This window comes from Mameliella sp. LZ-28, assembly GCF_012274245.1.
GTDB classification, from domain to species: Bacteria; Pseudomonadota; Alphaproteobacteria; order Rhodobacterales; family Rhodobacteraceae; genus Antarctobacter; species Antarctobacter albus.
Window position 1 is genome coordinate 36127 of record NZ_JAANYX010000037.1, and the last position, 13749, is coordinate 49875.

The 13749-nt window shown below is 65.3% G+C and carries 13 protein-coding genes; 5 read left to right on the top strand and 8 right to left on the bottom strand.

The genetic code is table 11. The features are described from left to right. Nucleotides 1-142 precede the first annotated feature (142 nt). From G9Q80_RS25640 to G9Q80_RS25660, 5 genes are all read left to right on the top strand, one after another. Nucleotides 143-1759: a peptide ABC transporter substrate-binding protein gene (locus G9Q80_RS25640; protein WP_088716917.1), complete on the top strand. Its 1617-nt coding sequence runs from the start codon at nucleotides 143-145 to the stop codon at nucleotides 1757-1759. A gap of 132 nt (nucleotides 1760-1891) precedes the next feature. Further along, nucleotides 1892-2821 carry an ABC transporter permease subunit gene (locus tag G9Q80_RS25645; RefSeq protein ID WP_043145422.1) on the top strand — a complete coding sequence of 310 codons (930 nt, stop codon included), beginning with the start codon at nucleotides 1892-1894 and terminating at the stop codon, nucleotides 2819-2821. Beyond that, nucleotides 2818-3753, top strand: coding sequence for an ABC transporter permease (locus G9Q80_RS25650; protein WP_043145423.1), 936 nt, complete (start codon nucleotides 2818-2820; stop codon nucleotides 3751-3753). The genes G9Q80_RS25645 and G9Q80_RS25650 overlap by 4 nt, the downstream gene beginning before the upstream one ends. Then, complete coding sequence (locus G9Q80_RS25655) at nucleotides 3750-4703, top strand: ABC transporter ATP-binding protein (RefSeq protein ID WP_088716918.1); 954 nt, start codon at nucleotides 3750-3752, stop codon at nucleotides 4701-4703. Before G9Q80_RS25650 ends, G9Q80_RS25655 begins: the two co-directional genes overlap by 4 nt. Further along, nucleotides 4700-5683: an ABC transporter ATP-binding protein gene (locus tag G9Q80_RS25660; protein ID WP_088716919.1), complete on the top strand. Its 984-nt coding sequence runs from the start codon at nucleotides 4700-4702 to the stop codon at nucleotides 5681-5683. The genes G9Q80_RS25655 and G9Q80_RS25660 overlap by 4 nt, the downstream gene beginning before the upstream one ends. A 10-nt stretch (nucleotides 5684-5693) precedes the next feature. Here the strand turns inward: G9Q80_RS25660 and G9Q80_RS25665 are convergent, their stop codons facing one another. The 8 genes from G9Q80_RS25665 to G9Q80_RS25700 all read right to left on the bottom strand — a co-directional run bounded on the left by G9Q80_RS25665 (nucleotide 5694) and on the right by G9Q80_RS25700 (nucleotide 13742). Beyond that, nucleotides 5694-6128 (bottom strand): acyl-CoA thioesterase, encoded by a 435-nt coding sequence (locus G9Q80_RS25665; protein WP_088716920.1) that lies wholly within the window; start codon nucleotides 6126-6128, stop codon nucleotides 5694-5696. 56 nt (nucleotides 6129-6184) lie between these two features. Continuing rightward, nucleotides 6185-6982, bottom strand: coding sequence for a glutathione S-transferase family protein (locus G9Q80_RS25670; protein WP_088716921.1), 798 nt, complete (start codon nucleotides 6980-6982; stop codon nucleotides 6185-6187). Between the two features lie 104 nt (nucleotides 6983-7086). Continuing rightward, a complete protein-coding gene (locus G9Q80_RS25675) occupies nucleotides 7087-8613 on the bottom strand; it encodes an aldehyde dehydrogenase (NADP(+)) (protein WP_168246595.1) in 1527 nt (508 codons plus the stop codon). Between the two features lie 17 nt (nucleotides 8614-8630). Further along, nucleotides 8631-10157 carry a UxaA family hydrolase gene (locus G9Q80_RS25680; RefSeq protein ID WP_232788281.1) on the bottom strand — a complete coding sequence of 509 codons (1527 nt, stop codon included), beginning with the start codon at nucleotides 10155-10157 and terminating at the stop codon, nucleotides 8631-8633. Then, nucleotides 10154-10879: a ribonuclease activity regulator RraA gene (locus G9Q80_RS25685; protein ID WP_198544064.1), complete on the bottom strand. Its 726-nt coding sequence runs from the start codon at nucleotides 10877-10879 to the stop codon at nucleotides 10154-10156. The genes G9Q80_RS25680 and G9Q80_RS25685 overlap by 4 nt, the downstream gene beginning before the upstream one ends. Before the next feature lie 5 nt (nucleotides 10880-10884). Next, nucleotides 10885-11787: a dihydrodipicolinate synthase family protein gene (locus G9Q80_RS25690; RefSeq protein WP_088716274.1), complete on the bottom strand. Its 903-nt coding sequence runs from the start codon at nucleotides 11785-11787 to the stop codon at nucleotides 10885-10887. An 88-nt stretch (nucleotides 11788-11875) separates the two neighbouring features. Beyond that, nucleotides 11876-13606, bottom strand: coding sequence for an L-arabinonate dehydratase (gene araD, locus G9Q80_RS25695; RefSeq protein ID WP_088716273.1), 1731 nt, complete (start codon nucleotides 13604-13606; stop codon nucleotides 11876-11878). Between the two features lie 13 nt (nucleotides 13607-13619). Continuing rightward, nucleotides 13620-13742: a hypothetical protein gene (locus G9Q80_RS25700; protein WP_043145432.1), complete on the bottom strand. Its 123-nt coding sequence runs from the start codon at nucleotides 13740-13742 to the stop codon at nucleotides 13620-13622. Nucleotides 13743-13749: the final 7 nt, after the last annotated feature.

A 13749-nucleotide genomic window follows, 5' to 3' on the forward strand; every position in this document is an offset into this window, starting at 1 on the left:
CCCTTTTCGCCCCTTGACCTCCTACCGCGTTTCATCCCACGGTTGACCCGACGACGGGCCTGCAGGCACCCAGAAAAGCCTTTGCAAGGTCCGGCAACTCGGGCACGCTTTGCCGCAAGAGCATCCAATCCAGGGGAGAACCATGAAGTATCGTTCCGCGATCGTTCCATTTCTTTTGTCGACCACGCTGATGACGGCCGCCTTTGCCGCCGACGTCCCCGAGGGCACCCAGCTGGCCGCCGACCAGACCTTCACCTACCGTGTGCTTGACGAATTCTCCTCCTTCGACCCGCAGGTGGTCGAAGATGTGAACGGCTCCGAGGTCGTGCGCGACCTCTTCGAGGGGCTCTACAACCAGAACGCCGACGGCGAGATCGTGCCCGGCGTCGCGCTGAGCCACACGGTCAGCGAAGACAACATGACCTACACCTTCACCCTGCGCGACGATGCCAGGTGGTCGGATGGCAAGCCCGTCACCGCCGGCGATTTCGTCTATGCCTGGCAGCGCGCGGTGAATCCGGAACTGGCCTCGCCCTACGCCTGGTACATGGAACTGATGTCGATTCAGAACGGTGCCGCGATCATCGCCGGCGAAAAGCCGATCACCGACCTCGGCGTCTCTGCCCCCGACGATCACACGCTGGTCGTGCACCTCAGCCAGCCGCTGCCCTATTTCGCCAAGATGGTCACGCACGCCACGACCTTCCCCTCTCCGAAATGGGCGATCGAGGAGCATGGACAGGAATGGACGCGGCCCGGCAACATCGTGTCGAACGGCGCCTATGTCCTGACCGAACACGTCCCCAAGGAACGGTCGGTGCGCGAACGCAACGAGATGTACTGGGACAATGACAAAACCGTGCTGGAACGGGTCGTGACGCTGGTCATCGGCGACGAGGCGCAGGGCCTGACCCGCTGGCGTGCGGGCGAGGTCGACAAGACGGATATCCCGTCCGGCCAGTACCCGACCCTGAAGGAAGAGTTCCCCGACCAGGCCTATGCCCTGCCGCGCCTGTGCAACTACTACATGACCTTCAACCTCAAGGACGGCCCCGAGCCGTTCCAGGACGTGCGCGTCCGCCAGGCGCTGTCCTACGCGCTGGACCGTGACGTGATCGTCGACCGGGTGCTGCAAGGCGGGCAATTCCCGGCCTATACCTTCACCCCCGGCGCCACCGACGGCTTCGAGATCCCCGAGGTCGACTATGCCAACATGACCCAGGCGGACCGCGACGCGAAGGCCAAGGAGCTGCTGGCAGAGGCGGGCTATGGTCCGGACGGCGATACGCTGTCCTTCACCTATCTTTACAACACCTCCGAAAGCCACCAGCAGATCGCCATCGTGGCCAGCCAGATGTGGAAGCAGAAACTGGGCGTCGAGGTGACGCTGGAAAACCAGGAATGGAAGGTCTTCCTCGAAACCCGCGGCAACCAGAACTTTGAACTGGCGCGCGGCGCATGGTGCGGAGATTACAACGAGGCCTCCACCTTCCTCGATCTGCTGACCTCGCAGTCGGGCTACAACGACGGCAAGTATTCCAACGCGCGTGTCGACGAACTGATGGCAGAGGCCAAGTCCTCGCAGGACGCCAGCCCGCTTTACTTCGAGGTCGAGGAAATCCTGTCGCAGGACATGCCGGTGATCCCGATCTACCACGCCTCGACCAACATGATGCTGAGCGACCAGATCATGGGCTGGCCGGTCAACAACGTCGAGCAGAACTGGTACGCCAAGGACCTCTACAAGGTCGCCGAGTAAGCGCCGCGCCGCTTTCCCGCATCCCCTGCCCCGGACCAGATCCGGGGCCTCTGCCCGGTATCACCGGCGCAGGGGTCCCGGGTCAGGCCCGGGACGGGGCCATCTTGCTCGAACCCCAGGTCCGGTTCCCCCATGTTCAACTACACCCTGCGCCGTTTGCTGACGGTGATCCCGACGCTCCTGGTGCTGATCGTCTTTTCCTTCTACCTGATGCGGCTGGCGCCCGGAGGGCCATTCACCTCTGAAAAGCCGCTGCCGCCCGCGGTGATGCAGAACGTGCTGGAACGCTACGGCATGGATCAGCCGCTCTATGTCCAGCTCTGGACCTACATCAAGAACATCGTCTTCCACTTCGACTTCGGGCCCAGTTTCGCCCAGAAGGACCGCACGGTGAACGACGTGATCGCGCAGGGGTTTCCAGTCACGCTGACCTATGGTTTCTGGTCGGCGGTCTTCGTGCTGGTGCTGGGCATCCCGCTGGGGATCGTCGCCGCGCTGCGCCACAACAGCATCTGGGACTACACGATGACGGGCCTCGCCATCTTCTCCCAGATCTTTCCGAATTTCGTCCTCGCCCCGATCCTCGTGCTGCTCTTCACCCTGTCCTGGGGGCTGTTGCCCGGCGGCGGCTGGAACGGCGGGCAATGGGAATACATCGTCATGCCTGCCATCGCGCTGGGGACATCCTACATGGCGGGCGTCGCCCGACTGACACGGGGCTCCATGCTGGAGGTGCTGAACGCGCCCTTTATCCTGACCGCCCGTGCCAAGGGCCTGCCGGAACGGGTCATCATCTGGCGGCACGCGCTGAAACCGGCGCTCTTGCCGACGCTGACCTACATGGGGCCGGTCTTTGTCTACATGATCACCGGCTCGGTCTTCATCGACGTGTTCTTTTCCACCGGCGGCATCGGGCAGGATTTCATCGACGGCGCCTATAGCCGCGATTATTCCATGCTGCTTGGGCTAGCGATCCTCTACAGCCTGCTGACCTTCGCCCTGAACCTCATGCTCGACCTGCTTTATGCATGGATCGACCCCAAGGTGCGGAGCAGCCTGTGACCGACGCACGTAAACGCCTCAACTCCAGGGATTTCGCCGACACTGTCGCCGAAGAGATGATCGTTTCGCGGTCGTTCTGGGCGGATGCCCGGCGCCGTTTCCTCGGCCATCGGCTCGCGGTCTTTTCCGTCTTCATGCTGTTGGCGCTGGTACTCTTCGCCCTCTTCGGCCATGCCTTCGCCCGGTGGAGCTTTGAGGAAATCGACTGGAACGTTCTGGGCCGGATCAAGACCGAGGGCGCCCCCAGCCTGGAGAACGGTCACTGGTTCGGCGTCGACGAACTGGGCCGCGACCTCTATGCCCGCGTCGTACAGGGCACGCGCACCTCCTTGATGGTCGGCTTTGTCGCCGGCCCGCTGGCGGTGCTGCTGGGCGCCACGCTGGGCGCGCTGGCGGGCTATTTCGGCGGCAGGCTCGACCAGATCATCACCGGGTTTTACACCATCTGGATCTCGATCCCCTACATCATCTTCTTTGTCGTCTGGCAGGCCTTCTTCGGCCGTTCACTGACGCAGATGATCATCGTCATCATCATCGTGAACTGGACCGCCGGCCTGTTGATCGTGCGCGGACAGGTCATGATGCTGAAACACCGCGAATTCGTCGATGCGGCGCGGATGCTGGGCATGTCCGACCTTGCCATCATCTTCAAGCACCTGGCGCCGAACATCCTCTGGGTGATCGTGATCTATACCTCGATCGTCATCCCGGAGGTCATCATGGCCGAAAGCCTGGTCTCCTTCCTGGGTGTCGGCATCCAGGAACCGAACACCAGCTGGGGGGCGCTGATCTCGGAAGGGGCGCGCACCATGACCTTCGGCACGCTCTGGCAACTTGCCTTCCCCGCCGCCTTCTTCGTCATCGCGCAGGTTTCGCTGTATTACATCGGTGATGGCCTGCGGGACGCGCTCGACCCCAAGGACCGCCGATGAGCCTGCTTTCCGTTGAAAACCTGCAGATCCGCTTTCGCACCGGCGACGGGCTGGTACACGCGGTCAACGATGTCAGTTTCGACATTGCCGAAGGTCAGAAACTCGCGCTCGTGGGCGAAAGCGGCTCTGGCAAGAGCCAGATCGCCCTGGCCATCATGGGCCTGCTGGCAAAAAACGCCGAGGTCGCGGGCAAGGTCCGGTTCGACGGGCGTGACCTGCTCAGCCTGCCCGCCTCGCAGCTGAATGCCCTGCGGGCCGCGCAGATCGCGCTGATCTTCCAGGACCCCATGAGTTCGCTCAACCCCTACATGACCATCGAGCGACAGCTGGGCGAGGTGGTGGAACTGCACGAGGGCGCCAGCCGGGCCGAGGCCCGCAAACGCGCGCTGGAAGTCATGGAGGCCGTGCGCATTCCCGACGCCAGGAACCGTCTGCGCGCCTATCCGCATGAATTCTCGGGCGGGATGCGGCAGCGCATCGTGATCGCGATGGCGCTGATCTGTCGCCCGCGCCTGATCCTTGCCGATGAGCCGACCACGGCGCTGGACGTCACCGTGCAGGCCCAGATCATGGCCCTGCTGGACGAGATCCAGCGCGATCTGGGGACAGCCGTCCTGCTGATCACCCACGACCTTGGCGTTGTCGCCGGGTTCTGCGACGACACGATGGTGCTGTACGGTGGCCGCGTGATGGAGGCCGCGCCGACCCCCGCGATCTTCGACGCACCGGGGCATCCCTACACACGCGGCCTGCTGCGCGCCGTGCCGCGGATCTCCGACGGCGATGTCACGCTTTCGGCCATCCCCGGCAGTCCGCCGAACCAGACCGCCGCCCCCCGGGCCTGCCCCTTTGCGCCGCGCTGTGTCGATGCCATTCCCGCCTGCCACGAGATGCTGCCGGACTTCCGCGAGGGCCGCGCCTGTATCCGCCCGGTCGAGGAGCTGACATGAGCGATCCCATCCTCTCGGTCCGCGACCTGCGCGTCACCTTTCCCGTCCATCAGGGCAAGCGTTTTCCCTGGTCGCCGCCGCGGCGCCTGAACGCGGTCAACGGAGTCGGCTTTGACCTCATGCCGGGCCGGGTGCTGGGCATCGTGGGCGAATCCGGCTGCGGCAAGTCCACGCTGATCCGCGCCGTCGCCGGACTTGGCCCACATGACAGCGGCACCGTCACGCTGGACGGCCAGCCCATCGACTATGCCCGCCGCACCGACCTGCAAAGGTTGCGGCGGAGGATGCAGATGATCTTTCAGGATCCGATGGCCTCGCTCAACCCGCGCATGACCATCCGCGAGATCGTGGCCGAACCGCTGGTCTACTTCTGCCCCGAGCTGAACAGCCGGCAGAGGCGCCAGAAGGTGATCGAGATGCTGGACCGCGTCGGCATCGCCGAGCGCAACATGAACCGGTTTCCGCATGAATTCTCGGGCGGACAGTGCCAGCGTATCGGGATTGCACGGGCGCTGATCGCCCGCCCGCAAATCCTGCTCTGTGATGAGCCGGTCTCGGCGCTCGACGTCTCGATCCAGGCGCAGGTCATCAACCTGCTCAAGGAGTTGCAGGCGGAAATGGGGCTGACGCTGATCTTTGTCGCCCATGACCTGGGCGTGGTGCGCCACATCTCCGACGACATCCTGGTGATGTACATGGGCGGCATGATGGAGATGGCCCCGGCGGGAGAGTTGGTGGCTAACCCGCGCCATCCCTACACGCAGGCCCTTCTCTCGGCGGTTCCGGTGCCCGATCCCCGCGTGAAACAGCAGCCGCAGATCCTGACCGGGGATCTGCCCAGCCCGATGGACCTGCCGCAGGGCTGTCTGTTTCAGTCGCGCTGCCCGAAACGCATTGATGCCTGCGCGACTGTGCGGCCCGACCTGACGGACCGTCAAGGACGGCTGGTCGCCTGCCTGTTGGAGGATGAAACGGTGTGACGGTCCCGGTTCAGGTCCGGGGCGCCTCCGTCTCGCGCAACGTCTCTGCCCTGTCGCGCACATCCGGCGGGATCTCGATGGCGCGCCGCGTGACAAGGTCCATCAAGACGCATTTGAAAACCGTCTCGAAGGCCACCGCCCCGTCTTCTGCTCGCTTCAGCACGTGCCGAAAGGTCATCGACTTGCCACCAACCGCCATCACGTTGCTTTCCAGCCAAATCGCATCACCGGCCTGCAACTCGGCACGGAAATCGCTTTCGGCATGGACGACGGCAAAGGATAACCGCCGCCCTTCACGCATGTCCCGGGCCGTCAGTCCCAATTCTGCCTGCACGGCAAAGACACCATCCGAACAGGCCGAAAAGTAGCGCGACACGTTCATATGCCCCAGGAAATCGCAATCGGCCGGATCGACGACCGAGCGGAAAGAAATCATGGCGGGCATTGGCACCTCCCTGTTCGGACCATAGTGCAGCAAGAGGCCCGCGCGACCAAGTTTGCTCAGGCCAGCCCCAGGTCCGCGTCTGAAGCACTGCCCGCGTATTTGTCACGGGGCGGCATCGGCCGCTCACGCCAATGTGGCTCGAAGACAAAACTGGAAATATTCCGCCCGTCGACCAGCGCCCCGTTCCCCGCCCCAAGCGCGTAGTCGTAGTAAAGCTTGACGATCTCCTCTTGGCAGACCTGATCGGTTGCGGGATGCGCCATGCAGGCCACTTGCCAACGCCGGACCCGGTTGTACTCCGGCCCCTCGGGCAGCGCGAAATCCTCGTAGTACTCGAGAAACCAGAAGCGTTTGAACATCGGCGTGAACACCGCCTCGGCCAGGCCAAAATCCTCGAAGAGGAACGGCCCCTCCGGGCTGTGCTCGCAGAGGAAACCGTCCAGGTCGCGGTAAAGGCCCAACAGCTTGTCGCGATGGGTCGCCCGTTGGTCTGGCTCCTGGTTCAGGACGTATAGATACCCTGCCGTTGTAAACGGGCCTTCGCGCGCGATCAGCATGGATTCCACCGCATGTTCGAACGGATCCGGCCTTCGCAAAGGGGCACCCGGCAACATCTCGTCAAGGTAGCGCAGGATGACGAGGCTTTCCTTGAGGATGCGCCCGCCGGGCGTTTCCAGCACCGGCAGGGCGGTGGTTCCGCGGGTTTTGCGCAGCAACTCGGGATCGCGGGGCTTCGTGATGTCGACCACGCGGAACTCGACCGCATCGGGAGTTCCCCGCAAGGCCAGCAGGATTTCCAGCCGCTGGGAAAAGGGACAGACGGGAATGTGATAGACGATCGGCTTATCGGTCATGTTCGGTTCCTCGGGGCGTTGTTACACCACAGGATAGCCGCGATCACCTGTTCGCACATCCCTCGGGGGCCCCTCCCGACGTCGGAGAGGCCCCGGAGTGTTTCCTACCGCAAGTCGTCTGGCAGGAGGGCGTCGGGGAGGTTCTGGTAGCAGACCGGGCGCAGGAAGCGGCGGATGGCCAGGGTGCCGACAGAGGTCGCGCCGAAGTTGGTCGAGGCCGGGTACGGCCCGCCGTGGACCATCGCGTCGGCCACCTCGACCCCGGTCGGAAAACCGTTCACCAGGAGCCGCCCGGCCTTGCGCTCCAGCACCGGCATCAGGCGTTGCGCCAGCCCCGTGTCGCCCTCGTCCATGTGCAGCGTGCAGGTCAGCTGGCCCTCGAACCCGCGCGCCAATGTTTCCATCTCGTCGGGGCCGGACACCCGCACGACAAGGCCCAGCGGGCCAAAGACCTCTTCGCCAAGCGCATGATCCTGCAGGTAAGTCTCGGCGTCCGTCTCGTAGAGATTGGGCGAGGCATTGCGCCCCTCGCTCTCCGTCGTCAGCACCGGGCGCACCGGGTTGCGGGTGTCGAAGCGCTGTTTACCGTTCTTATACGCATCGGCGATACCCTCGGTCAGCATGCACTGGGTCGTGACGCCCTTCAGCGCCTCGGCGGCGGCGCTGACAAAGGCGTCGCCGGCCTCTCCCATCTCGACCACGGCGATGCCGGGGTTGGTACAGAACTGCCCGGCGCCCATCGTCAGCGAGGCGGCCCAGCCTTCACCGATCGCCGCGCCGCGGGCCTTCACGGCCTCGGGCAAAAGGAACATCGGGTTGACGCTGCCCAGCTCGCCGAAGAAGGGGATCGGTTCGGGGCGCTGCGCGCAGAGGTCGAAAAGCGCCCGGCCCCCGCCCAGCGAGCCGGTGAAGCCCACCGCGCGGATCAGCGGGTGCTGGACCAGCGCCTGGCCCACGTCGCGCTTGCCGCCCTGGATCAGGCTGAAGGTGCCGGGGTGGACGCCGGTCTTCGTGATGGCCGCATGGATGGCCTCGGCGACGATCTCGCCGGTGCCGGGATGGGCCGAATGGCCCTTGACCACGACCGGGCAGCCCGCCGCCAGGGCGCTGGCGGTGTCGCCGCCGGCGGTGGAAAAGGCGAGCGGGAAGTTCGAGGCGCCGAAGACCGCGACCGGGCCGATCGGGCGCTGCACCATCTTGAGGTCCGGGCGCGGCAGCGGCTGACGGTCGGGCAGCGCCTCGTCGTGGCGGCGGTCGAGGTAGGCGCCGTCCAGGATGTGGCTGGCGAAAAGGCGCAGCTGGCCGGTGGTGCGGCCGCGCTCGCCCTGCAGGCGCGCCTCGGGCAGGCCGGTCTCCTGGGTGCCGATCTCGGTGATCTGTTCGGCGCGGGCCTCGATCTCGTCGGCGATGGCGTTGAGGAAGGCGGCCCGGGTCTCGCGGCTGGCATAGCCGTAGGACCAGAAGGCCTCCTCGGCGGCCTCGCAGGCCCGGTCGACCAGCGCCGGCGTGCCGACCGAGTAGTCATGCGCCGGGCCATGCGCCGGCTCAGAGGTGAAGGTCGTCTCGCCAGAGACCCACTCCCCTGCGATCAGGTGACGGCCGTGCGGCGTGAAGGTGGATTTGTCGAGCATGGTGGAATGTCCTTTCGTTATCCTGTGACCCCGATGGGCCAGGGTGCGAATTCCTCGGCGCCGACACCCAGCGCCTCGCTTTTCGATGTCTCGCCCGAGGCAATGGCCAGGATCCTGTCAAAGATCGCCTCGCCCATCGCGTCCAGCGTCATCTCGCCGTCGATGACAGCGCCGCAGTTGATGTCCATGTCCCCGGCCATGCGCGAGAACATCGGCGTGTTTGTCGCCAGCTTGATCGTCGGTGCCGGGAAGGAGCCGAAACAGCTGCCTCGCCCGGTGGTGAAACAGACGAGATTGGCGCCGCCCGCGATCTGGCCGGTGGCTGCCACCGGGTCGTACCCCGGAGTGTCCATGAAGACCAGCCCGCGCGCCGTGACCGGCTCGGCGTAGCGATAGACCGCCTCGATGCCGGTCATGCCGCCCTTCTTGGCGCCGCCCAGCGATTTCTCGATCACGTTGGCCAGCCCGCCGTCCTGGTTGCCGGGACCGACGACGCCCTGCATCTGGACATCCTTCCCGTCGGTATAGTCCAGCCACCACTTGATCCGGTCGAGCAGCGCGCGCCCCGTCGCCTCGTCCCGCGCGCGGGCCGTCAGCGTGTGTTCGATCCCGTACAGCTCCGGCGTCTCCGACAGGATCGCGGTGCCGCCGTGGCGGGCAAGGATGTCGACCGCCTTGCCCAGAGCCGGATTTGCGCTGAGGCCTGAAAACCCGTCAGAGCCACCACATTGCAGCCCGATGCGGATGTGTTCGGCAGACTGCGGGCTGCGGACGGCCTTGTTGGCCTCGGGCAGCATCTCGCGCACCGCATTTTTGCCCGCCTCGATGGCCGCCGCCGTACCGCCGACATCCTGCATCCGGATCGTGTGCAGCATCAGCCCGGTCTCAAGCGCCGTGTCCGCAAAGAACCGTTCCAGCGAATTACGCTCGCACCCCAGCGAACAGACCACCGCGCCCGCAATGTTCGGATGGCGGATATAGCCCGACAGCGTGCGGTGCAGCAGGTCCATCGGTTCCCCCGTCGCCTCCATCCCGCAGCCTTGGTTGTGGATGAAGGGCACGACGCCATCGACATTGGGAAAGTCGGCAAGGCGTTCCTCGTCGAAATAGGCCGCGATCTTGCGCGCGACGGTGGCCGAACAGTTCACGGTGATGAAGATGCCGATGTAGTTGCGCGTCCCGACCCGGCCATCGGGGCGTTCGATGCCCATGAAGGTCGCGCGCTGATCTTCGGGCAGCAGGTCAGCCGCGACGTAATCCTCACCGAAACGGTAGTCCTTCTGGATCTCGTCCACCAACACGTTGTGGGTGTGCATCCAGGTCCCCGGCGCAATATCCTCGCCTGCATAGCCGATGACCGTGGCGTATTTCAGCACCGGCGCGCCCTTGGCGATATGCGAGGTGGCCAGCTTGTGGCCCGCCGGAACGTCCTGCAGGGCCATCACGCCCTCGCCCGGGATCTCCGTGCCCGCAGGCAGCGCGGCCCGCGCGACGACGACATTGTCGCGCGGGTCCAGGCGGATGACCGGCGCGGCCGGCATCATCGGTTGTTTGCCTTGCGCCACTCGGCGAACTTCTTGAGGTTTTCCTCTTGCGTGGCCGGGTAGAGGCCGATGATCGTCTGCCCGTTCTGCACCTGTTCCAGCGCGAAATCCTCATAGGCGGTCATCTCGATGGCTTCGTCCGCGATTTCGTCCGCGAGGTGTGCGGGAATGATGATGACGCTGTCATCGTCGCCGACCACGATGTCGCCCGGAAAGACCGGCGCATCGCCGCAGCCGATGGGGACGTTGATGTCGATGGCCTCGTTCGTGGTCAGGTTGGTCGGGCTGGACGGGCGCGCGTGATAGGCGGGCATGTCCAGCCGCGCGATGTTCATGGCGTCGCGAAAGCCGCCGTCGGTCACGACACCGGCCCCGCCGCGCACCATCAACCGGGTGATAAGGATATCGCCCGCGCTGGCGGCCTGTGCCGACTTGCGGCTGTCCATCACCATGACGTGCCCGGGCGGGCAGGTCTCGATCGCCTTGCGCTGCGGGTGGTCGGGGTTGCGGAACTCGACCAGCTGGTTGCGGTCCTCGCGGGCGGGCATGTAGCGCAGGGTAAAGGCGGGCCCGACCATGTTGCGGCCCTTCTGGCTCAGCGGGCGCACGTCCTGGATGACCTGGTGGCGCAGGCCCCGCTTGTAAAGCGCGGTGGCCAAGGTCGCGACAGAGACCTGTTCCAGCTTGGCTTTGGTGTCGGGGTTCATGGGGTGGTCGGTCATCTTGCTCATCCTCGGATCAGGCCGTTGGTTGTCATGAAGGCGCGCAGGCGGGTCATCTGGTCATCGCTCAGGGGCCAAGCGGCGGGCGGGCGGGCGATGCCGCAATCCTCGCCCATCAGCTGCAGCGCCGCCTTGACCCCCGGCACGTTGGCCCCACCCTGATCCTCGGCACGGATGTCCTCGAAAACCTGCATCTCGGCGATCAGGCGGCGCGCCTCAGCGTAGTCACCGCGCTCCAGCGCGGTGTTGATGGCGACCGAACGGTCCGGCCAGACGTTGATCAGGCCCGAGGTAAATCCCCGCGCCCCCACGGCGTAGAAGGCAGGCGCCCAGACCTCGGCCAGGCCCCCGGTCCAGATGATGTGATCGGGACAGGCCGCAATGGCGGCCTTCAGCTTCATCGGGTTGGGCGTGGCCCATTTTACGCCGACGACACCCTCGACATTGCAAAGCGCGGCGATGGCATCGGTGCCGATGGCATCGTTGCGCAGGTAGAGGATGATCGGCAGCCCCTGCCCCGCCTCGCGCACCGCGCGAACGTAATCGACCAGGCCCCGCGGCGCGACAAAAGGATCCGGCGGCTGGTGGATCATCAGCGCTGCGGCCCCGGCTCCGTGCGAGGCTTCGGCCAGTTTCTGTGCGTCGCGGACACCGCGGCCGACGCCGGCCACCATCGGCACCCGCCCCGCGATATGGGCGCCTGCGGCTGCAACCATCGCGCAGGCTTCGTCCACGGTCAGGCCATAGAACTCGCCGGTGTTGCCGTTGGCGGTCAGCACGTGCACGCCTGCGGCAACCGCCCGGTCCACCACCGGCTTTTGCAGGTCCGGCGCGATCTCTCCGGCGCTGTCGAACGGGGTGACGAGAATACCGGAGACGCCCGTCAGGGCCTGGCTCAATTCGGTCATGTCAAAGCTCCTGTGTCCCGGACCCGCGCCGGGATCGTCTGTCGGTAGAAGCCCCGGAACAGGTCCGGGGCCTTTGCACGCGAATGGTTCAGTTGATCTCCGGCTCCGGCACCGGGCCGCCGAACTCCGAGCGCAGGAAGTCGAAGTCACAGCCCTTGTCCGCCTGCTCGATATGTTTCGAGAACATCCAGCCATAGCCGCGTTCGAACCGGGGCTCCGGCGCGGTCCAGTTGGCGCGGCGCGCGGTCAGCTCCTCGTCCGTGAGACGCACGTTCAGCACCCGGTTGGGCACGTCGATCTCGATGATGTCGCCTGTCTCGATCAGGGCCAGCGGCCCGCCAACAAAGGCCTCTGGCGCGACATGCAGGATGCAGGCACCGTAGGAGGTGCCCGACATGCGCGCATCCGACAAGCGCAGCATGTCGCGATGCCCCTGTTTCAGCAGCGCCTTGGGCATCGGGATCATGCCCCATTCCGGCATCCCCGGCCCACCCTGCGGCCCGGCATTGCGCAGGACCATGACGTGATCCGGCGTCATCGGGTAATCCTCGTCGTTGATGATCTCCTTGAGCTGGGCATAGCTGTCGGCAACGATGGCGGGGCCGGAGTGCTTCTGGAACTTTGGGTCCATCGCTGCGGGCTTGATGACGGCGCCATCGGGGGCAAGGTTGCCCCGCAGCACCGCCAGGGACCCCTCGTGGTAGACCGGGTTGGACAGCGGACGGATCACGTCGTCATTGTAGTTGACCGCATCGGCGATGTTCTCGCCCATCGTCCGCCCGTTCACCGTCATGACGGAGAGATCCAGCTTGTCGCCAAGCTCTTTGATCAGCGCGGGCAGACCGCCCGCGTAAAAGAAGTCCTCCATCAGGTATTCCTTGCCCGAGGGGCGGATGTTGGCGATCACCGGGGTGCCGTGGCCGATCTCGTCCAGGTCCTCGAGCGTCAGAGGCACCCCCGCGCGGCGGGCCATCGCGATCATGTGGATGATCGCGTTGGTGGAACAGCCGGTGGCCATTGCCACGGTCACGGCATTGCGCGTGGACTGGGGCGTCATGATCTTGTCCGGCGTGAGGTCCTCCCAGACCATTTCCACCGCGCGGCGGCCACAGGCGGCAGCCATGCGCTTGTGCCCGGCATCCGGCGCCGGGATCGACGATGCGCCGGGCAGGGTCAGGCCCCAGCCATCGGCGATGCTCATCATGGTACTGGCGGTGCCCATCGTCATGCAGGTGCCATAGCTGCGCGCGATACCGCCCTGCACACCGTCCCATTGGTCCTTGGTGATGGTCCCCGCGCGGCGTTCGTCCCAGTATTTCCAGACATCCGTGCCAGAGCCCAGCTTCTGCCCGGCGTAGTTGCCGCGCAGCATCGCCCCCGCGGGCATGAAGATGAAGGGCAACCCCATGCTGACCGCCCCCATGACCAGCGCGGGCGTGGACTTGTCGCAGCCGCCCAGCAGGACGACCCCGTCAATCGGGTGGGCGCGCAGAGTCTCCTCCACCTCCAGCGCGCCCATGTTCCTGTAAAGCATCGAGGTTGGCTTCAGGAACTGTTCCGAAAAGCTGTGTACCGGCATTTCGACCGGCATGCCACCTGCTTGATAGACGCCCTTCTTCACGAACTCGGCGCGGTCGCGCAGGTGGTGGTGGCAGGGCGACAGGTCAGACCACGTATTGATGATGGCGATGACCGGCTTGCCTTCCCAGTCTTCGCCGTCCAGCCCCATCTGCATGGCGCGCGACCGATGCCCCATCGAACGCAGGTCATCCGGTGCGAACCAGCGGGCAGAGCGGAGGTCTTCGGGTTTCTTGGTCATTGTCCGGTCTTTCTCAGGAAATCGGTTGTGCGTACTGGAACATCAGGAAGACGATCAGCGCCGCCAGCGCAAGACCGAAGACCCAGGGCCAGATCCCGTAACCGTTGATGTCGTCGTGACTGTCGCGTCCGATCATTGGGTCT

Bases quoted from the DNA above. Each gene is read 5' to 3' on its own strand.
- G9Q80_RS25640 (WP_088716917.1), top strand. From the start codon at position 143: ATGAAGTATCGTTCCGCGATCGTTCCATTTCTTTTGTCGACCACGCTG.
- G9Q80_RS25645 (WP_043145422.1), top strand. From the start codon at position 1,892: ATGTTCAACTACACCCTGCGCCGTTTGCTGACGGTGATCCCGACGCTC.
- G9Q80_RS25655 (WP_088716918.1), top strand. From the start codon at position 3,750: ATGAGCCTGCTTTCCGTTGAAAACCTGCAGATCCGCTTTCGCACCGGC.
- G9Q80_RS25660 (WP_088716919.1), top strand. From the start codon at position 4,700: ATGAGCGATCCCATCCTCTCGGTCCGCGACCTGCGCGTCACCTTTCCC.
- G9Q80_RS25665 (WP_088716920.1), bottom strand. From the start codon at position 6,128: ATGCCCGCCATGATTTCTTTCCGCTCGGTCGTCGATCCGGCCGATTGC.
- G9Q80_RS25670 (WP_088716921.1), bottom strand. From the start codon at position 6,982: ATGACCGATAAGCCGATCGTCTATCACATTCCCGTCTGTCCCTTTTCC.
- G9Q80_RS25675 (WP_168246595.1), bottom strand. From the start codon at position 8,613: ATGCTCGACAAATCCACCTTCACGCCGCACGGCCGTCACCTGATCGCA.
- G9Q80_RS25680 (WP_232788281.1), bottom strand. From the start codon at position 10,157: ATGATGCCGGCCGCGCCGGTCATCCGCCTGGACCCGCGCGACAATGTC.
- G9Q80_RS25685 (WP_198544064.1), bottom strand. From the start codon at position 10,879: ATGACCGACCACCCCATGAACCCCGACACCAAAGCCAAGCTGGAACAG.
- G9Q80_RS25690 (WP_088716274.1), bottom strand. From the start codon at position 11,787: ATGACCGAATTGAGCCAGGCCCTGACGGGCGTCTCCGGTATTCTCGTC.
- araD (WP_088716273.1), bottom strand. From the start codon at position 13,606: ATGACCAAGAAACCCGAAGACCTCCGCTCTGCCCGCTGGTTCGCACCG.
- G9Q80_RS25700 (WP_043145432.1), bottom strand. From the start codon at position 13,742: ATGATCGGACGCGACAGTCACGACGACATCAACGGTTACGGGATCTGG.